At 73.6% G+C, this 22305-nt stretch carries 19 protein-coding genes; 15 read left to right on the top strand and 4 right to left on the bottom strand.

Going from position 1 to position 22305, the window contains the following annotated elements; all coding sequences use genetic code 11:
• Positions 1 to 21 precede the first annotated feature (21 nt).
• A complete protein-coding gene (locus tag O7542_RS05385) occupies positions 22 to 231 on the bottom strand; it encodes a hypothetical protein (protein ID WP_069087711.1) in 210 nt (69 codons plus the stop codon).
• A gap of 253 nt (positions 232 to 484) precedes the next feature.
• On the opposite strand from O7542_RS05385, the gene O7542_RS05390 reads away from it, so the two are divergent.
• The 7 genes from O7542_RS05390 to O7542_RS05420 all read left to right on the top strand — a co-directional run bounded on the left by O7542_RS05390 (position 485) and on the right by O7542_RS05420 (position 7492).
• On the top strand, positions 485 to 1588 hold the full coding sequence (locus O7542_RS05390; RefSeq protein WP_043329721.1) for a MoxR family ATPase: 1104 nt from the start codon (positions 485 to 487) through the stop codon (positions 1586 to 1588).
• Positions 1567 to 2520, top strand: coding sequence for a DUF58 domain-containing protein (locus O7542_RS05395; RefSeq protein ID WP_104115079.1), 954 nt, complete (start codon positions 1567 to 1569; stop codon positions 2518 to 2520). The genes O7542_RS05390 and O7542_RS05395 overlap by 22 nt, the downstream gene beginning before the upstream one ends.
• Positions 2517 to 3467, top strand: a complete 951-nt coding sequence (locus O7542_RS05400; protein WP_064445352.1) for a VWA domain-containing protein — start codon at positions 2517 to 2519, stop codon at positions 3465 to 3467. The genes O7542_RS05395 and O7542_RS05400 overlap by 4 nt, the downstream gene beginning before the upstream one ends.
• A 549-nt stretch (positions 3468 to 4016) precedes the next feature.
• Positions 4017 to 4721, top strand: a complete 705-nt coding sequence (locus O7542_RS05405) for a beta-ketoacyl-ACP reductase (protein ID WP_043329724.1) — start codon at positions 4017 to 4019, stop codon at positions 4719 to 4721.
• Positions 4722 to 4744: 23 nt separating this feature from the next.
• Complete coding sequence (gene fabI / locus O7542_RS05410; protein ID WP_043329725.1) at positions 4745 to 5512, top strand: enoyl-ACP reductase FabI; 768 nt, start codon at positions 4745 to 4747, stop codon at positions 5510 to 5512.
• Between the two features lie 135 nt (positions 5513 to 5647).
• Positions 5648 to 6679: a ferrochelatase gene (locus tag O7542_RS05415; protein ID WP_064445353.1), complete on the top strand. Its 1032-nt coding sequence runs from the start codon at positions 5648 to 5650 to the stop codon at positions 6677 to 6679.
• Between the two features lie 33 nt (positions 6680 to 6712).
• Positions 6713 to 7492, top strand: coding sequence for an HAD-IIA family hydrolase (locus O7542_RS05420; protein WP_043329726.1), 780 nt, complete (start codon positions 6713 to 6715; stop codon positions 7490 to 7492).
• A gap of 9 nt (positions 7493 to 7501) precedes the next feature.
• Here the strand turns inward: O7542_RS05420 and O7542_RS05425 are convergent, their stop codons facing one another.
• Positions 7502 to 8296: a hypothetical protein gene (locus O7542_RS05425; protein WP_030504270.1), complete on the bottom strand. Its 795-nt coding sequence runs from the start codon at positions 8294 to 8296 to the stop codon at positions 7502 to 7504.
• A gap of 161 nt (positions 8297 to 8457) precedes the next feature.
• On the opposite strand from O7542_RS05425, the gene O7542_RS05430 reads away from it, so the two are divergent.
• A complete protein-coding gene (locus O7542_RS05430; protein WP_210887153.1) occupies positions 8458 to 9270 on the top strand; it encodes a DUF3097 domain-containing protein in 813 nt (270 codons plus the stop codon).
• A 369-nt stretch (positions 9271 to 9639) separates the two neighbouring features.
• Here the strand turns inward: O7542_RS05430 and O7542_RS05435 are convergent, their stop codons facing one another.
• On the bottom strand, positions 9640 to 10950 hold the full coding sequence (locus tag O7542_RS05435) for a serine hydrolase domain-containing protein (RefSeq protein ID WP_281605782.1): 1311 nt from the start codon (positions 10948 to 10950) through the stop codon (positions 9640 to 9642).
• 98 nt (positions 10951 to 11048) lie between these two features.
• Here O7542_RS05435 and O7542_RS05440 point away from each other — a divergent pair, with 98 nt between their 5' ends.
• The 4 genes from O7542_RS05440 (at position 11049) to O7542_RS05455 (ending at position 15860) form a co-directional block, all read left to right on the top strand.
• The gene (locus O7542_RS05440) at positions 11049 to 11522 is read left to right on the top strand and encodes an NfeD family protein (protein ID WP_030504273.1); all 474 of its coding nucleotides are present in this window, start codon (positions 11049 to 11051) and stop codon (positions 11520 to 11522) included.
• Between the two features lie 5 nt (positions 11523 to 11527).
• The gene (locus tag O7542_RS05445; RefSeq protein WP_043329729.1) at positions 11528 to 12634 is read left to right on the top strand and encodes an SPFH domain-containing protein; all 1107 of its coding nucleotides are present in this window, start codon (positions 11528 to 11530) and stop codon (positions 12632 to 12634) included.
• A 129-nt stretch (positions 12635 to 12763) separates the two neighbouring features.
• The gene (locus O7542_RS05450) at positions 12764 to 13567 is read left to right on the top strand and encodes a hypothetical protein (RefSeq protein WP_281605783.1); all 804 of its coding nucleotides are present in this window, start codon (positions 12764 to 12766) and stop codon (positions 13565 to 13567) included.
• 91 nt (positions 13568 to 13658) lie between these two features.
• Entirely contained in the window at positions 13659 to 15860 is a 2202-nt protein-coding gene (locus O7542_RS05455) for a transglycosylase domain-containing protein (RefSeq protein ID WP_247660513.1), read from the top strand.
• Between the two features lie 14 nt (positions 15861 to 15874).
• Here O7542_RS05455 and O7542_RS05460 read toward each other — a convergent pair whose 3' ends face one another.
• A complete protein-coding gene (locus O7542_RS05460) occupies positions 15875 to 16279 on the bottom strand; it encodes a hypothetical protein (protein WP_281605784.1) in 405 nt (134 codons plus the stop codon).
• Between the two features lie 330 nt (positions 16280 to 16609).
• Between O7542_RS05460 and O7542_RS05465 the strand changes: the two genes are divergently transcribed.
• The 3 genes from O7542_RS05465 to O7542_RS05475 all read left to right on the top strand — a co-directional run bounded on the left by O7542_RS05465 (position 16610) and on the right by O7542_RS05475 (position 22304).
• Positions 16610 to 17707, top strand: a complete 1098-nt coding sequence (locus tag O7542_RS05465; protein WP_187693800.1) for a TOMM precursor leader peptide-binding protein — start codon at positions 16610 to 16612, stop codon at positions 17705 to 17707.
• Between the two features lie 10 nt (positions 17708 to 17717).
• Positions 17718 to 19025 carry a hypothetical protein gene (locus O7542_RS05470; protein WP_281605785.1) on the top strand — a complete coding sequence of 436 codons (1308 nt, stop codon included), beginning with the start codon at positions 17718 to 17720 and terminating at the stop codon, positions 19023 to 19025.
• A 162-nt stretch (positions 19026 to 19187) separates the two neighbouring features.
• Complete coding sequence (locus tag O7542_RS05475) at positions 19188 to 22304, top strand: BTAD domain-containing putative transcriptional regulator (protein WP_281605786.1); 3117 nt, start codon at positions 19188 to 19190, stop codon at positions 22302 to 22304.
• Position 22305 lies beyond the last annotated feature (1 nt).

Here is a 22305-nt window from a genome sequence, read left to right on the forward strand (position 1 = left end):
TCACGCTTCGAGCGTAGGCGATCAGGGAAGCGGGACCACCTCGCGGAGGAAGCCGCGTGCGTCGAGGAAGTCCCCGAGGGAGTCCCGGTGCGCCGGGCAGGCGAGCCAGGTCTTGCGCCGGTCGGGCGCGTGCAGGCGGGGATTGTGCCAGCGGAGCTGGTAGGCGGCGGGAGCGCGACACCCCCGCGCCGAGCAGATCAGCTCGTCTTCGGGGGCGTTGGGAGTCGTCACCGGGGCGAGTCTAGGCGTCGCACGCCGGGAGTTTTAGCGCCGGGCGGCCACGGGGGGAGCCGCCCGGCGACGGGGTGAATCGTACACACTGCGGACCCCTTTTTGTCCACCCGTGTTCAGCGTTTTCGTGCGGCGGTACGGCGTGGCCGGACGACGCGGCGAAAATCGTGCCTCTCCCACCCTCGGCTCTCAGCGAGGCATGACAGTCTTGATACGCACCACGCCGCGACGACGACCCTGCTGTGGAGGACCGGTGGCCCAGCCGACCACACCCGACGTGCCGAACCCGACCGAGGCGCCGCCGGACGCCCCACCCCCGGCGGCCACCACCCCGGCGCAGGACGCCACGCTGCTGGAGCGGGCGCTGTTCGAGACCAAGCGGGTGATCGTCGGCCAGGACCGGATGGTCGAGCGGATGTTCGTCGCGCTGCTGGCCCGGGGGCACTGCCTGCTGGAGGGCGTACCGGGCGTGGCCAAGACGCTCGCCGTGGAGACGCTGGCCCGGGTCGTCGGCGGATCGTTCGCCCGGGTCCAGTTCACGCCGGACCTGGTGCCCGCCGACATCATGGGCACCCGGATCTACCGGCAGTCCAGCGAGAAGTTCGACGTCGAGCTGGGTCCGGTCTTCGTCAACTTCCTGCTCGCCGACGAGATCAACCGCGCGCCGGCCAAGGTGCAGTCGGCGCTGCTGGAGGTGATGAGCGAGCGGCAGGTCTCCATCGGTGGCGAGAGTCACCGGGTGCCGGATCCGTTCCTGGTGATGGCCACCCAGAACCCGATCGAGCAGGAGGGCGTCTACCCGCTGCCGGAGGCGCAGCGGGACCGCTTCCTCATGAAGATCGTCGTGGGCTACCCGACCGATGCCGAGGAACGCGAGATCGTCTACCGGATGGGCGTCGCCCCGCCGGAGCCGGCCCGGGTGTTCGACACCCCCGACCTGATCGCCCTGCAGCGCAAGGCCGACCAGGTCTTCGTGCACAACGCGCTCGTCGACTACGCGGTCCGGCTGGTGCTCGCCACCCGGGCGCCGGCCGAGCACGGCATGCCCGACGTCGCCCAGCTCATCCAGTACGGCGCCAGCCCGCGCGCCTCGCTCGGCCTGGTCCGGGCCACCCGCGCGCTGGCGCTGCTGCGCGGGCGCGACTACGCCCTGCCGCAGGACGTGCAGGACATCGCGCCGGACATCCTGCGACACCGGCTGGTGCTCAGCTACGACGCGCTCGCCGACGACGTGCCGGCCGACCACATCGTGCACCGGGTGATGTCGACCATCCCGCTGCCCGCCGTCGCGCCCCGTCAGCAGGCCGCGCCGCCGCCGGCGGTGCCGCACAACGGATGGCCCGGGCAGCGGCCGTGACCCCGCCCACCCGGCTCGCCACCGGCGACCGATCCGGAGCCGTGCTGGCCCGGCTCCAGCTCATGGTCACCCGCAAGCTGGACGGGCTGCTCCAGGGCGACTACGCCGGGCTGCTGCCCGGCCCGGGCAGCGAGGCGGGGGAGTCCCGGGAGTACCGGCCCGGCGACGACGTGCGCCGGATGGACTGGCCGGTCACCGCCCGCACCACGATGCCGCACGTGCGGCGTACGGTCGCCGACCGCGAGCTGGAGACCTGGCTGGCTGTGGACATGTCGGCCAGCCTGGACTTCGGCACCGGGCGGTGGCTCAAGCGGGACGTGGCGGTCGCCGCCGTCGCCGCGCTGGCTCACCTCACCGTGCGGGGCGGCAACCGGATCGGCGCCGTCGTCGGCACCGGCGGGGCCGGTGGGCCGGGGACGATGCTGCGGCTGCCCGCCCGGTCCGGCCGCAAGGAGGCCCAGGGGCTGCTGCGGGCGGTGGCCGGCGCCGAGATCCGGCCCGGTCGCAGCGACCTCGGCGCGCTCGTCGACATGCTCAACCGGCCGCCCCGGCGGCGCGGCGTGGCGGTGGTCATCTCCGACTTCCTCGCGCCGCCGCAGCAGTGGGGCCGGCCGCTGCGTAAGCTGCGGGTCCGCCACGACGTGCTGGCCGTGGAGGTGGTCGACCCGCGGGAACTGGAACTGCCCGACGTGGGGGTGCTGCCGGTGGTCGACCCGGAGAGCGGCGAGCTGCACGAGGTGCAGACCGCCGACCCGGGACTGCGCCGCCGGTACGCCGAGGCGGCGGCAGCCCAGCGCGGGGCGATCGCCGCCGAGCTGCGCGCCGCGGGCGCGGCCCACCTGCGCCTGCGTACCGACCGAGACTGGCTGCTGGACATGGTGCGTTTCGTGGCCGCGCAGCGGCACGCCCGCACCCGAGGGACGACGCGATGATCCGTTTTCTGCAACCGTGGTGGCTGCTGGCCGTGCTGCCGGTGCTCGCCCTCGCCGCCGCGTACGTCTGGCGGCAACTGCACCGCCGGCAGTACGCGCTGCGGTTCACAAACGTCGACCTGCTGCGTACCGTCGCGCCCAAGGGACTGGGCTGGCGGCGGCACGTGGCGGCCACCGCGTTCCTGCTCTGCCTGCTGGTGCTGGCGACCGGGCTGGCCCGCCCGGCGATCGACACCCGCGAGCCGCTGGAGCGGGCCACCGTCATGCTCGCCATCGACGTGTCGCTGTCGATGCAGGCCGACGACGTGTCACCGAACCGCCTGGAGGCGGCGCAGGAGGCGGCCAAGCAGTTCGTCGGCGAGCTGCCGGAGAGCTACAACCTGGGGCTCGTGTCGTTCGCGAAGTCCGCGAACGTGCTGGTGCCGCCGACCAAGGACCGGGCGGCGGTGAACACCGCCATCGACGGGCTGGTGCTGGCCGAGGCGACCGCCACCGGCGAGGCGGTCTTCACCTGCCTGGAGGCGATCCGGTCGGTGCCGGCCGACGGCGCCGCGGGCATCCCGCCGGCCCGGATCGTGCTGCTGTCCGACGGCTACCGGACCTCCGGCCGGTCGGTGGAGGAGGCCGCCGCGGCGGCGCAGGCGGCGAACGTGCCGGTGTCCACCATCGCGTTCGGCACCGACTCGGGCCAGGTCGACATCGGCGGGCAGCTCCAGCGGGTGCCGGTGGACCGCACCGCGCTGTCCCAGCTCGCGGAGACCACCCAGGGCTTCTTCTACGAGGCCGCGTCGGCCAGCGAGCTGAAGCAGGTCTACCAGGACATGGGCAGCTCGATCGGCTACCGGACCGAGCCGCGCGAGATCACCCAGTGGTACGCGGGCGTCGCCCTGCTGCTGGCACTGTGCGCGGGCGGGCTGAGTCTGCTCTGGACGTCCCGGCTGGTCTGAGCCGGGCCCGGCCGGCGGTGGTCAGTGACCGCCGCCGGCCAGCACGAACAGGACCGCCACCCAGACGGCGGCGAGGGTGAAACCCAGGGGGGCGACGTAACGGCTCATGGGTGTGCTCCGTGGCGACAGTCGGCCCGGTGCGGGCCGTGGGGGGTCGGGGCGTACGCGCACGAAGTCGTGACCGGGTGCTCCGCCGCGCGGCAGGGCCGCCCCGGCGTGGGCGCCGGAGAGCGGATGCGGTGCGGAGGGCGGGAAGCGGGTCAGCCGCGTCGACCGAGCCGTGGCTCAGCGGGGCTGACGGTGGGCCCGGCCACGACTGGGAGGATCGCTATCTCGCACAGCGATCACCTCCTACGGTCGGCGGGGCCCGGAACGCGGGCGCAGACCGGCCCGCAGACCCGGTGATCGTACACCGGTGTGTGCGGGTGTCGCGCGCGCGGCCGCCGACCCCGGCGGCGCCGGCGTGTGACCTGCTCGGGTTAGCGCTTACCTACCGGTAACCCCTAGGCTCCGACCGGACCGAGAGATCACTGGAGCAGAGGGGGATCCGTGGCCCGTACGGTGCTGGTGACCGGCGGCAACCGGGGGATCGGCCTGGCCATCGCGCAGGCCTTCGCCAAGCAGGGCGACCGGGTGGCCGTCACGTACCGGAGCGGCGAGGCCCCGGAGGGCCTGTTCGGGGTGCGGTGTGACGTGACCGACGCCGAGTCGGTCGACGCCGCGTTCACCGCGGTCGAGGCCGAGCTGGGCCCGGTGGAGGTGCTCGTCGCCAACGCCGGCATCACCGACGACACGCTGCTCATGCGGATGTCCGAGGAACAGTTCACCCGCGTGCTCGACACCAACCTGAGCGGCTCGTTCCGGGTCGCCAAGCGGGCCTCGACGAAGATGCTCCGGAACCGGTGGGGCCGGATGATCTTCATCTCCTCGGTGGTCGGCCTCTTCGGTGGCGCGGGCCAGGTCAACTACGCGGCCAGCAAGGCCGGCCTGGTCGGTGTGGCCCGCTCGATCACCCGCGAGCTGGGCAGCCGCAACATCACCGCGAACGTGGTGGCGCCCGGCTTCATCGACACCGACATGACCGCCGGGCTGCCCGAGGAACGCAAGGCGGAGCTGCGCAAGGCGATCCCCGCCGGGCGGATGGCCACCCCGGACGAGGTCGCGGGCGTCGTCACCTGGCTCGCCTCGGACGCGGCCGGCTACGTCACCGGCGCCGTCATCCCGGTCGACGGCGGCCTCGGCATGGGTCACTGAGCAGAGCACGGAGGAGACACGCAATGTCCGGACTTCTCGCCGGTAAGCGACTGCTGGTCACCGGCGTCATCACCGACGCCTCGATCGCCTTCTCGGTGGCGAAACTCGCCCAGGAGAACGGCGCCCAGGTCGTGCTCACCGGCTACGGCCGGCTCTCCCTGGTGGAGCGGATCGCCAAGCGGCTGCCCGAACCCGCGCCGGTGATCGAGCTGGACGTCACCAGCGAGGAGCACCTGGCCGGCCTGGCCGACAAGGTACGCGAGCACGTCGACGGCCTGGACGGGGTGGTGCACTCGATCGGGTTCGCCCCGCAGAGCTGCCTCGGCGGCGGCTTCCTCGACGCCCCGTGGGCGGACGTGGCCACTGCGCTCCAGGTCTCCACCTACTCGTACAAGTCCCTGGCCATGGCCGCGCTGCCGCTGATGTCCTCCGGCGGTGCCGTGGTGGGCCTCACCTTCGACGCCACCAAGGCGTGGCCGGTCTACGACTGGATGGGCGTGGCCAAGGCCGGGCTGGAGTCCGCCTCCCGCTACCTGGCGCTGCACCTGGGCAAGCAGGGCATCCGCAGCAACCTGGTCGCGGCCGGCCCGCTGCGCACCATCGCCGCCAAGTCCATCCCCGGCTTCGACCAGTTCGAGGACGCCTGGACCGAGCGGGCCCCGCTGGGCTGGAGCCTCACCGACCAGGAGCCGGCCGCCCGGGCCTGCCTGGCGCTGCTGTCGGACTGGTTCCCGGCCACCACCGGCGAGATCGTCCACGTCGACGGCGGCTACCACGCCATCGGCGCCTGAGATGTAAGGAAGGGCCCCTTCTTAACGCCTCGCGCATAGGAAGGGGCCCTTCTTAACACGCCATGCCCGGGTGGTCACCGCGCCGACCAGGGGGCGTCGCCACACCGTCACGGCGGGCGAGGAAGAATGGACCCCATGGCGTACGACGCGTTGGTGCTGGTCTCCTTCGGCGGCCCGGAGCGGCCCGAGGACGTTCTCCCGTTCCTGCAGAACGTCACCCGGGGGCGGGGGGTGCCGCCGGAGCGGCTGGCCGAGGTCGCCGAGCACTACCTGCACTTCGGCGGGGTGTCGCCGATCAACCAGCAGTGCCGTGACCTGCTCGCGGCGATCCGCGCGGACTTCGCCGCCAACGGCGTCGACCTGCCGGTCTACTGGGGCAACCGCAACTGGGATCCGATGCTCGCCGACACGGTGGCGCGGATGCGCGACGACGGGATCACCCGGGCGCTGGCGTTCGTCACCAGCGCGTACGGCGGCTACTCCTCCTGCCGGCAGTACCAGGAGGACATCGCCTCGGCCCGCGCCGCGGTCGGCCCGGACGCTCCGCTGATCGAGAAGCTGCGCCAGTTCTGGGACCACCCCGGCTTCATCGAGCCGCACGCCGACGCGGTCCGCGCCGCGCTCGCCCAGCTCGACCCCGCGAAGCGGGACAGCACCCGGCTGGTCTTCACCGCGCACTCGGTCCCGATGTCGGCGGCCGCCAGCGCCGGCCCGCACGGCGGCCGGTACACCGCCCAGCTCGAGGAGGTCGCCCGGCTGGTGCACGCTGCGGCCGCGCCGGACCTCGCGTACGACCTGGTCTGGCAGAGCCGGTCCGGCCCGCCGCAGGTGCCGTGGCTGGAGCCGGACGTCAACGACCACCTAGCCACGCTGCCCGAGCAGGGCGTGACGAGCGTCGTGGTCAGCCCGATCGGCTTCGTCTCCGACCACCTGGAGGTGGTGTGGGACCTGGACACCGAGGCGCTGGAGACGGCCAAGCAGCTCGGCCTGGACTTCGTCCGCGCCGGCACCCCGGGCGTCGACCCGCGGTTCGTCGCGATGGTCCGCGAGCTGGTGCTGGAACGCACCGCCCCGGACGGCGAGCGGCTGCGCCGCCGGCTCGGCGAACTGCCGGCCTGGGACACCTGCCCGGCGTTGTGCTGCGTACCCCCGGCCCGCCGGCCCTGAGCCCGACCCGACGACACCCCTGGGGACGACACGATGCTTGACCGCAAGCCGGTGCAGAGCTGGCTCACCGACATGGACGGCGTGCTGGTGCACGAGGGGCAGCCGGTGCCGGGCGCGCCGGAGTTCGTCAAGAAGCTGCGTGCCTCCGGCAAGCCGTTCCTGGTGCTGACGAACAACTCCATCTACACCCCGCGTGACCTCCAGGCCCGGCTGGCCCGGATGGGGCTGGACGTGCCGGAGGAGGCGATCTGGTCGTCCGCCCTGGCCACCGCCCAGTTCCTGGCCGACCAGCGGCCGGGCGGGACCGCGTACGTCATCGGTGAGGCCGGGCTGACCACGGCGCTGCACGCGGTGGGGTACGTGCTCAGCGACTTCGCCCCGGACTACGTGGTGCTGGGGGAGACACGCACCTACAGCTTCGAGGCGATAACCAAGGCGATCCGGCTGATCAACGACGGCGCCCGGTTCATCTGCACCAACCCGGACGCCACCGGCCCGTCGATGGAGGGCGCGCTGCCGGCGGCCGGTTCGGTGGCGGCGATGATCTCCAAGGCGACGGGTGTCGACCCGTACTTCGTCGGCAAGCCCAACCCGATGATGATGCGCTCGGCGCTGAACACGATCGACGCCCACTCCGAGTCGACCGCGATGATCGGCGACCGGATGGACACCGACATCCTGTGCGGCCTGGAGGCCGGCCTGGAGACGATCCTGGTGCTCACCGGCATCAGCAGCCGGGCCGAGGCCGAGCGGTACCCGTACCGTCCGTCGCGGATCGTCGACTCGGTGGCCGACCTGATCGACGAGGTCTGAGCCGGGGTTCTACAGCCGCAGCGGCGCGTTGCAGGCGGCCACCAGGGCCTGCCGGCAGGCGGTGGTCAGCGGCCGCAGCGCCGCGTCGCGCTGCTGCGCCTCGTAGGTGTTCACCGCGCCGCCGGGCGCGCTCTCCCCGGCCAGCGCCAGCACCCGATCGAGTACGGCGGCGCGCGCGAACAGCCGGCGGGCCCGCGGGTCGAAGCCGGGCGGCAGGTCGGTGCCTCCGTCCGGGCGGCGCAACGCGGCGAGCGCACCGGCCAGCTCGGGCCGCCACTGCGCGACGTCGAGGCGGGTCAGCGTGGCTGTCGTCTCGGCGAGCACCGCGGAGAGTTCGGCCTCGGCCTCCGCCGCGCCGGGCGTGGACAGGGACGCCTTCGGCGCGTCCGCCGGCAGCGGGTGGACCCGCCAGAGCACTGTCTCCCAGGTCATCCCCGACCCGGAGGTGTGCGTGCGGACCTCCGGCACCAACCCCATGCCGCTGGCCACCACCGCCTCGCCGGCCACCAGCGCCGCCCCGGCGAACGCGCCCGGGCCGGGCAGGCCGCGCGGGTCGCCCGGCGCGGGCAGCACCAGGCGGATGTCGTCCGGGGAGTGCTTGGCCAGGCTGGGTAGCGCCTCCCGCAGGGACACGTCGGTCCAGGTGCCGGGTGCGTCGGCGACCAGGTGCTCCTCGTCGCCGGCGACCGCGTCGGCCACCTCGTCGAACGGCACCAGGCCGGCTCGCCAGGCACGCACCCAGGCGACGAACCGGCTCGACCGGCGCGGAGCCAGTGTGGCCGCGCCCGCTGCGGGGGAGGACATGCCGAAAGGGTACGTGCTCCGCGCCGCTGCTGTCTCGGCTGCCGCTCCGGTGGCGCGACCTGCCCCCAACTAACCCCTTCGCACCGTTTCGTGCCGACGGATGACGCCCCGGTCGGCGCGTCGGCGAGCGACACGCCGAGGTCGTGGCTAGCGTCTCCGGCATGGCGGGGCGATACGACGGCGACGTGCTGGCCGGCGACTGGCGGCGACGGAAGGTGACCCCCGAGGTCGACGCCGAGCCGGACCTGGTGGTCGAGGACGCCGACTCCGGGTTCTGCGGCGCGGTGGTCGGCTTCGACACCGGCGCGGTGGTGCTGGAGGACCGGCACGGGCGACGGCGAAACTTCCCGCTGCTGCCCGCCGCGTTCCTGCTCGACGGCCGGCCGGTCACGCTGCGGCGGCCGGCCCGCGCCCCGGTGCCTGCCGCGCGCCGCCGTACCGCGTCTGGCTCGATAGCTGTGGACGGCGTACGGGCGCAGGTCGCCAAGGCCAGCCGGATCTGGGTCGAGGGCGTGCACGACGCCGCGCTGGTCGAGCGGATCTGGGGCGACGACCTGCGCATCGAAGGCGTCGTGGTGGAGCCGCTGGACGGCATCGACGCGCTCGCCGACGAGGTACGCGCGTTCGCGCCCGGCCCCGGCCGCCGCCTCGGCGTACTGGTCGACCACCTGGTGCCCGGCTCGAAGGAGAGCCGGATCGTGGCCCGGGTGAACTCGCCGCACGTGCTGGTCACCGGGCACCCGTACGTCGACGTGTGGCAGGCGGTACGCCCGGACGCCCTGGGCATCGCGGCCTGGCCGGTGGTGCCGCCGGGGCAGCCCTGGAAGGAGGGCGTCTGCGCGGCGCTCGGGGTGGCCGAGCCGGCTGACATGTGGCGGCACATCCTGTCCCGGGTGGACAGTTTCGCCGACGTGGAGACGCCGCTGATCAACGCGATGGAGCGGTTGATCGACTTCGTCACCGAGCCTGTCTGAGAGGTCGGTTGCGGTTGAGGGCCGGGGGCGACCGTGCCCGGCTCCGGGCGGTCAGGCTTGATCCCTGCGCCGGTCACGGTCGCCCCCGGCCCCGCCGTGCGCCAGCGCCACCCGCCCCCCGCCCCCGCCCCGGCCCCTCGCGCCCCCGGCCCCCCGCGCCCCGCCCGCCCCCGCCAGGGCGATCAAGGAGTTTGTGGGTGAATTGGAGATCAACGCGGACGCGAACTCCTTGATCACGGGGTGAGCGGTGCGGGTGTGCGTCGATCATGGAGTTGTGGTCCCCGCGGATCGGGCATAGCGGGGCGAAATGAGGGCCACAAGTGCAAGATCGGCGGGGCGGGGGTGGGGTGGGGAGGGGCGGGGCGGGAGTTACGGGAGCTCGTCGGGGGTTCGGGTCAGGACGAAGGTGGCTATGTCCAGGGCTACCGGGGTGCCTGATTCGTCGCGGATCACCGTCAGGATCTCGCCGTCCTGGGAGCCGGAGCGGCCCCGCCACCGGTCCAGGCCCTCGCGGGTGAAGCGCAGCTGCGGCCTGCCGACCTGGCCGCCGACCAGGTCACCGGCGGCGTCGACGCGGAACTCGTACTCGCCGCCCATCCACCACCAGCGCCCGGTCAGCGCGGCCACGTCGGCGGCGGGCGGGTCGGCCGGGCGCCAGGGGGCGGGCGCGGCCGGTTCGGCGTCCAGCACCAGTGTGAGCGCTTCCCGGCCGAGCGCGCCGATGTGGTGGCCGCGCAGCCCGTACGAGTTGGCGAAGTTGACCACGGCGGTGCGGGTGGGCCGGTGCACGGCCAGGCCGGCGACGTACCCGGGCATGGATCCGCCGTGCCCGACGTACACGCGGTCGCCGACCCGGTAGAGCTCGATGCCGAGGCCGTGCCCGCCGGTCCACGAGTCGAGGTCGTTGATGACCATGGGGGCGCACATCTCGGTGAGCGTGGCGGGGGAGAGCAGCGCCGGGTCCGGGTCGGCCAGGAACGTGGCCCAGCGGCCCAGGTCCTCGACCGTGGACCAGAGCTGACCGGCCGGCGCCATCGCCGCGGTGTCGGTGCGTGGCTCCTCCCGCAGCGTCTCGTGCCAGGGGTGGACGACGTAGCCGCGGGCGTACGGCTCGGTGGGGTGGTACGTGGTGCGGCGCATGCCCAGCGGGGCCAGCAGCCGCTCGGTCAGCAGCTCCGCCCAGGGCGTGCCGGTGATCCGTTCCAGCGCGGCGCCGAGCAGCCCGTACGCCAGGTTCGAGTAGTGGTAGACGAAGTGCGGCGGGTAGGCGATCTTGTCCGGCGTCAGCCCGGCGAGCAGGGTGTCCAGGTCCGTGCCCCCGACCCGCTCCCACCAGTCGCCGTCCGGCTCGCGTTGCAGGCCGCTGACGTGGCCGAGGAGCTGGCGCACCGTCACCGAGCCGACCGGGGTGCCGGGCAGGTGGGCGTCCAGCGGGTCGTCCAGTGACAGCCGGCCGGCGTCGCGCTGCTGCATCACCAGCACCGCGGTCATGGTCTTGGTGATCGAGCCGATCCGGTACTGCAGGTCGGCGTCGGGGCGGGGCGTCTCACCGGCGACGGCGAGGTGCGCCAGCCGGCCGTCGCGGACCACGCCGAGCGCGAGTGAGGGGCCCCGCCCCTCGGCCTGGGCCCGGGCGACCAGCAGGTCCACCTGACGCGCGGTCTCGGGCAGCAGGGGCATCTCGTCCTCCTCGTCGGCGGTGGGCGCGGTACGCCGAGCCGAGCCTAGCGATCATGACAGTTCGATGACACGTGCGTTGACGTGTCAGGATTGTTCTCGTGGACGCCGTGTTCTGGATCGTTCTGGGTGTGGTATTGGCGGTCGCCGAGATCTTCACGACGACGCTCTTCCTGATCATGTTCGGGGTCGGGGCGTTCGCCGCGGCCGGCGCCGCGGCGCTCGGCGCGCCGGTGGCGCTGCAGGCGGTGATCTTCGCGGTGGTGTCGGCGTTGTCGGTGGCGGTGGTCCGTCCGGTGGTCCGGCGGCACGCGCGGCCGGCGATCGAGACCGGGGAGCAGCCGTTCGGGGTGGAGGCGCTGGAGGGGGCCACCGCTGTGGTCCTGGAGCCGGTCGACTCCGAGCGCGGGATGATCAAGATCGACGGTGAGCTGTGGACGGCCCGCTCGTACGACGCGACGCGCTCATACGCCGAGGGTGAGCGGGTGCAGGTGATCAAGGTTCGGGGCGCTACCGCCCTGGTATGGCAGGACGACATTTCCACCCCGGGCGAGCTGCCCGAAGCGAAAAGGTGAACGGTATGGAGTTTCTGGCGATCCTGATGATCGCGGTGGCGTTGATCGGTGTGGTGACGCTGTTCAAGGCGGTGCGGATCGTGCCGCAGCAGCGGCAGGACGTGGTGGAGCGGCTGGGCCGGTACAAGCGCACGCTGAACCCGGGCCTGAACCTGCTGGTGCCGTTCGTCGACGCGGTACGCACCAAGGTCGACATGCGTGAGCAGGTGGTCAGCTTCCCGCCCCAGCCGGTGATCACCTCCGACAACCTGGTCGTCTCGATCGACACGGTCCTCTACTTCAAGGTCGTCGACTCGGTTCGCGCCACCTACGAGATCTCCAACTTCCTCCAGGCGATCGAGCAGCTGACCGTCACCACGCTGCGTAACGTGATCGGCTCGCTGGACCTGGAGCGCGCGCTCACCAGCCGCGAGGAGATCAACCGGCACCTGTCCGGCGTGCTGGACGAGACCACCGGCCGCTGGGGCATCAAGGTGACCCGGGTCGAGATCAAGGCGATCGAGCCGCCGCCGAGCATCCGCGACTCGATGGAGAAGCAGATGCGCGCCGAGCGGGACCGCCGCGCCGCGATCCTCAACGCCGAGGGCCACAAGCAGTCGCAGATCCTCACCGCCGAGGGTGAGAAGCAGGCCGCGGTGCTGCGCGCCGACGGTGACCGGCAGGCCCGGATCCTCCAGGCGGAGGGCCAGGCCAAGGCGATCCGTACCGTCTTCGACGCGATCCACACCGCCAACCCGAGCCAGAAGGTGCTGGCCTACCAGTACCTCCAGGCGCTGCCGCAGATCGCCAACGGCACTGCCAACAAGGTCTGGATCGTCCCGACCGAGCTGACCAAGGCCCTGGAGGGCATGGGCGGCGCGCTGGGCGGGCTGGCCAACATGGCCGGCGACGTGCCGTCGCCGGAGGCCGCCCGCAGCGCCGGCGAGGTCGAGCGGGAGGCCGCCGAGGCCGCCCAGGCCGCGGCCGTCGCGGCCCAGGAGATCCACAACGAGGTACGGGTGGCCGAGGCGCAGGCCACCGGCGGCAACGCCCCGCAGGGCCTGCCCGCGCCGGAGCCGGTGTCGCCGGCCAGCCTGGTGAACGACCCGGCGGACCAGCGCGAGCGGGGCTGACCGGCAAATCCGAAAAGTCCTCATACGGCGCTCCGGCGACTGCCACCATCGGTCTTGAGGACGGGTGGTGAGCAGGGCCGGAGCGCCGTTGCGTGTCCCGGGCCACCCGCGGCGCGAACGAGGTGACGCATGAAGGACCCGGCGAACCGGCTGTTCTCCCGTACCCCGGTCCCCGGCGCGCACGACCCCGCCGGGCCGATCGGCTCCCGGCGTACCGGAGGAGGGTTCGGGGTCCTGCCGTTCGTCTCCGAGCCCGGCCCCGGCGCGCCCGCCACCGACGCGACCTGGGCCTGGTCGATCCGCCGGTTCGCCCGCGCGGCGGTCTGGCTGCTGCCCGCGTACGCGGTGCTCTACGGCCTGGTGGCGATGGCCAGCGGCGGCGGGGTGGGCAACGACCCGTACCCGGCCGACGGCCGGCCGCTCTACCTGGTCGGCTGGGTCGCCTCGGTGTGGCTCGGGCTGCTCGCACTGCTCGCGCTCACCGGCCTGCTCGCCGCCACCCGCTGCCGCCGTGTCGCGCTGGCCGGGCTGCTCGCCAGCATCGGCGGGATGGTGCTGATGCTCCCGTTCGCCGGGCTGGCCGAGCAGACGCCGGTGTTCGGCGTGACCGCGCGCGGCATCGTGCTGTTCGGCGCCACGCTCTACAGCGTGGGCTGGTTCCTGACCGGCTGGTCGGTGGCCCGGTCCGGGATGTTCTCCTACGGCGACGGGACCATGCTGATGATCGCCGCCCCGCTGCTCGGCCTGGGCGGCGCGCTGATCGGCTCGCTGCAGACGTTCGGCGCGATCTTCGTGCTGGTCGCCGGCATCGGCATCGGCTACCGCAGCGGCCGCCTGGTGCCCGAGACGATCGTCCGGGACGCCGCAGCCGCCAGCGTCGCCGCCGCTCCGGTGCCGCCCGCGTCACCGAAGGGCCCACTCGGCGCCGGTTGACCGGTTCTCCAGCTGGGCGGCCGCCGTGAAGTAACTGACAGTTGCCTGGCGAGGTGGCCGGTAGGCGGCTTTCGTGGCAATCCTTGCCTTCATGCCGTCACCCAGGTCGCCGCTGTCGCGGCTGTTCACCGTGCTGCTGGCCGGCCTGCTCGCCGGGCTCGTCCTCGCGGTCGCCGCGCTTCCCGCCGGACTGCTCGGCGGGTTCGCCGCCCGGGCGGCGCTCGGCGCGTACGCGGACCTGCCCGACGCGCTGCGCACGCCGGCGCAGCCGCAGCGCTCCTACCTCTACGCCAACGACGGCAAGACGCTGATCACCACGTTCTACGACGTGAACCGCACCGACGTGTCGCTGGACGAGATCGCCCCGGTGATGCGGCAGGCGATCATCGCGGCCGAGGACCGGCGGTTCTACTCGCACGGCGGCGCGGACCTGCGCGGCATCGCCCGGGCGCTGGTGGCGAACGTCAAGGGCGGCGGCACCGAGCAGGGCGGCTCCACGCTGACCATGCAGTACGTCCGCAACGTGCTCAAGACCGACCCGAACCGCACGCCGGCGGAGCGGCAGGCCGCCACCGAGCAGACCGTCGGGCGCAAGCTCCAGGAGATCCGGTACGCGAACGCGCTGGAGCAGTCGCTGTCCAAGGACGAGATCCTCAACCGCTACCTCAACATCGCGTACTTCGGCTCCGGCGCGTACGGCGTCGCCGCCGCCAGCCAGCGCTACTTCGGCAAGGCCCCGGCCGACCTGACGCTGGGCGAGGCGGCGCTGCTGGCCGGTCTGGTCCAGTCGCCGGAGGCGTACAGCCCGATCGACGGCGACCTCGACCAGGCGCTGGCCCGCCGGGCGTACGTGCTGGACGCGATGGCCGAGACCGGCGCGATCACCGCCCAGCAGGCCGCGGCGGCGAAGGCGCAGGCGCCCACGCTGCGCCCGACCGCCCAGCCCAACGGCTGCACCGCCACCGCCCAGGGGCACGACGACTGGGGCTTCTTCTGCGACTACCTGCGCCGCTGGTGGCTCACCCAGCCCGCGTTCGGCGCCACCCCCGAGGAGCGCGAGCAGGCGCTGCGCCGGGGCGGCTACCGCGTCGTCACCACGCTGGATGCGAAGATCCAGCAGACCGCGCAGGAGCAGGCCACCAAGGTCTACGGGTACGGCAACAAGCGCGCGCTGCCGATCGCCGCGGTCGAGCCCGGCACCGGCCGGGTGCTTGCGATGGCGGTGAACCGGCACTACAGCCTCGACGCCAACCCGGACGGGCAGGCCAACCACCCGAACACGGTCAACCCGCTGATCTCCGGCGGCGCCAGCGTCGACGGCTACCAGGCCGGCTCGACGTTCAAGATGTTCACCATGCTGGCCGCGCTGGAGGCCGGCAAGCCGCTGTCCACCGGCTTCGACGCCCCGAGCCGGCTGCCCACCCGGTACGCCTCGGACGACGAGGGCAACTGCGACGGCACCTGGTGCCCGGCGAACGCCAACCCGCAGTGGATGGACGGCTACCGGATGATGTGGGACGGCTTCGGCCGCTCCGTCAACACGTACTTCGTCTGGCTGGCCGAACAGGTCGGCGAGGACAAGGTGGTGGAGATGGCGCAGCGCCTCGGCATCACCTTCCGGGCCGACTCCGACGCCACGTTCGCCCGCGACCACGCCGCCGACTGGGGCGCGTTCACGCTCGGCGTGGCCGCCACCACCCCGCTCGACCTGGCGAACGCGTACGCCACGGTGGCCGCCGAGGGCACGTACTGCACGCCGCTGCCGGTGGTCTCGGTGACCACGCCCGACGGCGGGACCGTCGACGTGGGGCAACCGGAGTGCAAGCGGGTCCTCGACCCGGACGTGGCCCGGGCCGCGACCGACGCGGCCCGCTGCCCGGTTGGCCAGCAGTCGGCGTTCGGGCAGTGCAACGGCGGCACCGCCACCGCCGTCGACTCGATCGTCGGCCGCCCGGTCGCCGGCAAGACCGGCAGCTCGGAGCGGAACGCCACGGAGACGTTCGTCGGGTACACCCCGCAGGTCGCCGTGGCCGGCATCGCCGCCAACCCGGACGACGTCACCGACCTGGTCGGCTCCGCCGTGCAGGCGAAGGTGATCGACGCGGTCGCGCGGACCATCAGGACAGCGGTCACCGGCAAGCCGGTGGCCGACTTCACCGCGCCGAGCCGGGCGCTGGTCGGCGACCCGCAGCGTCCGCAGCCGCCCCGGCGGACCGAGCCGGACCGCCGCGAGCAGCGCGAGGACCGCGAGCTGCCCTCCGACGTGCTGCGCTGGCTGCGCGACCGCGGGTAAGGAAGGGCCCCTTCTTAACGCCTCCGGTAGTAAAGGGGCCCCTTCTTAACGCCGCCCCCGGCGCGCGGCCACCCGCCGCCTGGGTAGCCCCGGGCCGCCATGATCACGTCCTGGCACCAGGTCCACCGGTCCAGCACCGCCACCCGGCCGGTCAGGCGGGCCACCGCCACGGTCCGGGCCATCGCCGCCGCGCGCACCGTCGCCTCCAGCGCCGGATGGACGGTACGGCCGAACAGCGCCAACCCGTCGGCCCGGCCGGGTGCCCGGGCCAGCCGGTTCCACAGTGGCCTCCCACCGGCGTTCTCGAAGTACCGCGCCCGGACACCTCGCCGGCGCAGCCACTCCGCCAGCGCCTCGGCCTGGGTGGTCCTGCCGGAGCCGTCGACGCCGAGCAACGCGAACATCACGGGTCGGGCCAAACACCCGGATGCTGGCGGCGATCATCAACGGCCGCTGATGATCGACTTGTGATCGACCGGTGACGCCGGGCGACAGGCTTGGGCTCGCCTTCCGGCACCACGGAAGGCGTACCCGAATCGAGGAGGCGTCCATGGAGAAGGCCACGATCGAGCAGGCCGGCAAGAAGAAGCTCTCGCTGAAGGTCCGCAAGCTGGAGCGGCTGGAGACCACCGTCATCCGCGAGAGCAACGGCGCCTGATCCGCGCCGGCACCCCGGTCGCCGCCACCTACCGCGGCGGCCGGGGTGCCGCTTCCCGTCTTCCGCCGAGCGTTAGTGAGGTTGCGGTCCCATGCTCAAGCCGCGCGTCAAGAGTGTCCACGAGCCCTACACGCTGCCGGGGAACCGGCTGATCATCGGTCTGATGCAGTACGGCGTCGCGTCGGAGATCCAGGACGACGAGGACGGCACGATCGCCCGCATCCTGACATTGCTGGACGGCACCCGGTACGTGTGGGAGGTCTGCGCGGACCTCGCCGAGACGCACCCGGGCATCGACGAGGGCAGCGTCCGCGAGGTGGTGGACCAGCTCATCGCGCAGGGCTTCGTCGAGGACGCGGCGGCCCCGCTGCCCGACGGGTTCACCGCGGAGGCCGCGCAGCGCTACGACCGGGCCCGGCACTTCTACGCCTGGATCGACACCCAGCCCCGCAGCTCGCCCTTCGAGGTGCAGGCGCGTATCGGGCGGGCGCGGGTCTCCGTACTCGGTCTCGGCGGCACCGGCACGGCGGTCGCGGCCGGACTCGTCGCCAGCGGCGTCGGCGGCCTGCACTGCGCCGACTTCGACGTGATCGACCAGCCGAACCTGACCCGCCAGCTGCTCTACACCGAGAGCGACCTCGGCCAGCCGAAGGTGAAGGTCGCCGTGGACCGGCTGCGGGCGATGAACTCGCACGTCGACGTCACCGGGGAGGAGTGCCGGGTCCGCTCCGCCGACGACCTGGTGCCGCTGATGAACGGGCGGGACGCCTTCGTCCTCTGCGCGGACCGGCCCGTCGACCAGATCCAGGACTGGACGAACGAGGCGGCGCTGCGTACCGGCACGCCGTGGTTCATGGCGCTCTACACCGGGCCGATGACGGTCGTCGGCTCGTTCCTCCCGGGCCGCACCGGGTGCTACACCTGCCTGCGGCGGCGGCCGGACAAGCACGAGATCCAGACCGACGGCACGCCGCTGCGCGGCGGGGAACGACCGAACGCGGTGATCGCCGCCACCGCGAACGTGACCGGTCACCTCTGCGCGCTGGAGGTGCTCTACCACCTCGGCGGGCTGCCCCAGCAGGTCGCCGGGCGGGTCTTCCACCAGAACGCCGCGCGCTGGGACCACCACTACTTCATCGACGTGCCGCGGGACCCGGACTGCCCCTCGTGCGGTCCGCGCGGCGCGTGAGGACCGGGCGATGACGACCACCGGGGTCGAGGCGGCGCCGGATCTGGGCGCCGCGACGCGGGTACGGTTCCACCCGCTGCGGATCCGGCCGTCCGACGACGACCCGGACTCGGTGGTGGTGGGCCGGCCGGAGGTCGGCGAGTTCGTGGAACTGCCCGCGATCGGCGTCCGTGCCGTCGAGCTGCTCGACGGCGGAGCGCCGATCGGCGTGGCCGAGGAACGGATCGCCGCCGACCACGACGTGGACCTCGACCTCGTGGACCTGGTGCTCGCGCTGCGGGAGGCGGGCCTGGTGGCCGAGGTCGACGGCCGGCCCACCGGCGGCGCCCGCCGCGAGGACCGGCAGCACCTGCCCTGGCTGCGGGCCCGGCACGTGCGCTGGCTGTTCGGCCCCGCGGCGAAGGTGGCCTACGTCGCGCTGGTCGCGGCGACGCTGGCCACAGTGGTACGCCGTCCCGAGCTGCTGCCGTCGTACCGGGACTTCTTCTGGACCGGCTACGTCGGTCTCGCCGTGCTCGTGAACACCGTGCTGTTCTCCGGGATGGCGGTGCTGCACGAGTTCAGTCACCTGGTGGCGGCCCGTTCGCTGGACGCGCCGGCCCGGATCCGGTTCGCCACCCGGCTGCACCATCTGGTCCTGGAGACCGACGTGACGGCGATCTGGTCGGTGCCGCGCCGCCACCGGTACCGCGTCTACCTCAGCGGCCTGCTCTGGGATTTCGCCGTGGTGTGCGCCGCGCTGCTGGTGATGGCGTACGCCCGGCCGCATCCGCTGGTCGGCGGCCTGCTGTCCGCCGTCGTTCTGGTGATCGTCATGTCGATGGCGCTGCAACTGCACGTCTACATGCGTACCGACTGCTACTTCGTCCTGCTGGACCTGCTGCGGTGCCGCAACCTGTTCCAGGACGGCTTCGCGTACGCCCGGCACCTGCTGCGCCGGGGTCTGCACGCGGCGCTTCCCGGCCGGGTGACACCGTCGGCCGGGGACCCCACCGCCGTCCTGCCGCCGCACGAGCGGCGCGCGGTACGGATCTACGCGCTGGCGGTGGTGGCGGGCAGCGCCGTCGCGTTGTCCAGCTTCGTCCTGTTCGGAATCCCGATCGTCGCGCACGGCGCGATCCAGGCCGGCTCGGCCGTGCTGGCCGGCGCGACCGGCGGAAGCCTGCTCGCGGCCGTGGACGGCGCGCTCGTCCTGCTCGTCGAGGGCACGCTCCAGGCGATGTTCCTGGTCACGTTCTACCGCCGTCACTCCCGGCGGCGCCGGGCGCGGGCCACGTCCGGTCAAGCGCCGCACGCCGCGCCGGACCCGATCGGCTGACCACCGACGACGACCGGACACAGTGGTGTGTCCCCCCGGTCACCGCTGGTACGCGTCACCCCCTGGCCTCGCGCGAACTCGTCTAGGGTGGGGCCGGAGGGCGATCTTGACGTGGTCGCCCGGGTCCGCGCGCTTCGGGGGGAGCGAATGGTGCCGGCGGTCATGTTTCGGCTGCTCGGCCCGGTCGAGGTGTGCCTCGACGATCGGACGGTCCGCGTCGGTGGCCCCCGCAGTCAGGCCATGCTCGCCGCGTTGCTGCTGGAAGCCAACCGGATCGTCCCGGTGTCCCGTCTCATGGACGCGGCCTGGGGCGGCCATCCGCCGGCGAGCGCGGACGTCCAGGTCCGCAACCGGGTCGCGGCGGCGCGACGGGCGCTGCGCGCCGCCGGTCTGCCCGGCGACGTGATCGGCACCCACGGCTCCGGATATCTGCTCACCGTCGCCGAGGGGCAACTCGACCTGGACGTCTTCGAGGAACGGGTACGCCGGGCGGAAGGGCTCCTCGACCGGGGCGGCGCCCCCGGGGAGGCGGTGTCCGGGCTGCGCGAGGCGCTGGCGATGTGGCGCGGTCCGGCGCTCGACGGCCTGCGTACGCCGGCGCTCACCGCGGCGGCGCAGCGTCTCGACGAACGGCGGATGACAGTGGTCGAGCGCTGCCTCGGCCTGGAGCTGGGCCTCGGCCGGTACGACAGCGTGATCGGCCGGCTCACCGAGCTGGTCGAGGCGTACCCGTGGCGGGAGTCGCTCGTGGGTCAACTCATGCGGGCCCTCTACCTGGCGGACCGGCAGGGCGAGGCGCTGGACCGGTTCGACCAGTTGCGCCGCCGCCTGGCCGAGGAGCTCGGCATCGACCCCACGGCCCAGCTGATCCGGCTGCGCGACCTGATCCTGCGCAACGACCCCAGCCTCCGGTCGTCGCCCGACGCGGGGCCGGCCGTCGCGCCGCCGGACCACCCGCCCGCCGCCGGACCGCGCCCGGCCGCCGGCGCACAACACGGAATCGCCGCACAACACGGTGCCGCCGCACAACACGGTGCCGCCGGGCCGGACGGGGCCGCGCGCCCGCCGGTCCGGATGCTTCCGGCCGGCCTCACCGACTTCGTCGGCCGGGAGGAACAGATCGCGGCGGTCCTGGAGTGGCTTCCGGAGCGGCCGGCGGTCGCCGTGACGGCGATCAGCGGCCTGCCCGGCGTCGGCAAGACCACCCTCGCGGTCCGGATCGCCCACCAGCTCGGCCCGGCGTACCCCGGTCCGCACCTCTACGTCGACCTGAACGGGCACGACCATCCGGCGCCCCCGGTCGAGGTGCTCGGGCGGTTCCTGCGGGCGCTCGGCGTGCCCGGCGCCCAGATCCCCGCGGACCTGGAGGAACGCGCCGCGCTGTTCCGGGGCGCGATGGCCGAGCGGCCCGGAGTGGTGCTGCTGGACAACGCGGCCGACGCGGCGCAGGTGCGCCCCCTGCTGCCCGGTACGGACACCGTCGTGCTGGTCACGAGCCGGCGCGCGCTCGTCGACGTCGACGGCGCCCACAAGCTGCGGCTGGAGCCGCTGCCCGAGGCGGACGCGCTGCGGCTGCTGGCCGGCATCATCGGCCCGGACCGCGTCGCCGCCGAGCCCGGCTCCGCGTCGGACGTCGTCCACCACTGCGGGCTGCTGCCGCTGGCGGTGCGGATCGCGGGCGCCCGGCTGGCGATACCCGGCGTGCTGTCGCTGCGGCAGGCGGCGGCGCAGCTCGCCGAACTCTCGCACCGGCTGGACCATCTCGCCCGCGCCGACCGCAGCGTACGGGCGGCGTTCCACTCGGCGTACGTGGCGCTGGACGAGCCGGCCCGCCGGCTCCTGCGCCGGTTCGCCGTGCTGGACCTCGACCGGGCCCCTCCGTGGCTGCCCGCCGTCCTGCTCGACGACGAGGCGGGCGCGGCGAACGCGGTCACCGGTCTCGTCGAGGCCAACCTGGTCGAGGTGACCGGACCGGACGAACTGGGCCAGGTCCGCTACCACCTGCACGATCTGGTCCGCGCGTTCGCCCGGGAGCGCGCCGCGCGGGAGGAGGGGCCGCGGGAGCGGCCGGAGGTGCTGCGGCGCGTCTTCGGCACCTGGCTGACGCTGACCGAGCAGGCCCGCGTGGCGCTGAGCCAGGAGGGCGGCGCCGTCATCGTCGCCGACCTGCCGAGGTCACCGGCGCCCACCGGCGAGCACCTGCGCGACCCGAAACGCTGGTTCGGCGCCGAACGGGCCGCCCTGCTCGCCGGCATCGAGCAGGCCGCCGCGACGCCCGGCCTGGAGGACTACTCCTGGGCGCTGGCCTGGCACTGCGACTACTACCTGTTCGTCGACGCCCGGCTGGACGAGCTGACCCGGGTCACCGAGACCGGGCTGGCGGCCGCCGAGCGCCGGCGGCACCCCGAGGGGATCGCCCGGCTCCGGCTCTGCGTGGCGTTCGCGGCCCTGCTGCGCAGCGACCTGGAGGCCGCGCTCGGCCACGCGCAGGCCGCCGCGGCGGCGGCCGAGCCGCTCGCCCAACCCTGGCTGCGGGCCGACATCGCCGGGGTCGAGAACCAGGTGTACGAGGGACTGGGGGACCGTCCGGCGGCACGCGCCAGCCTGGTCCGCTCCATCGAGCTGTACCAGGAGGCCGGCGACGAGGTGGCCGCCGGACCGAAACTCGCCCGGCTGGGCGTCCTCCAGTTCCAGGAAGGCGATCCGGCCGCCGGGGAGACGCTCGCCCGGGCCGTCGCGCTGCTGCGGGCCGCCGGCACGCCCCGGCCGCTCGCGTTCGGACTGCGCGCGTCGGGCCGCTGGCACGACCACCGTGGCGCGGTGGACGAGGCCCGGGCGGCGTACCTGGAGGCCCTGGAACTGGTCCGGCGGCACGGTGACCGGCTCGGTGAGGTGGCGCTGCTCAGCGAGGTCGCCGCGATGCTCGCGGGGCACGGCCGGCTGGGCGAGGCGGCCGGATACGCCGACACCGCCCTGGAGCAGGCCCGCGAGATGCGGGTCGCCGCCTACCTGGCCTACGCCCGGTACGCCCAGGGACGGATCAGCCTGATGTCGGGCGACCCGGCGCGGGCGCGGGTCCTGCTCGAACAGGCGGCCGACGACCTGACGGCCAGCCCGCCGCTGCAGCTGGAGGCCCTGATGGACCTGGCCCGGGCGGTGGAGCGGCTGACCGGGGCCGAGGCGGCCCGGGACGTCTGGCGACGCGCCCACGAGGTGGCCGCCCGGATCGGGGCCACCGCCACGGCGGATCAGATCGAGCGGCGGCTGGCCGGACCGTAGC

The sequence above is a fragment of the Micromonospora sp. WMMC264 genome (assembly GCF_027497275.1).
Lineage (GTDB): Bacteria > Actinomycetota > Actinomycetes > Mycobacteriales > Micromonosporaceae > Micromonospora > Micromonospora chalcea.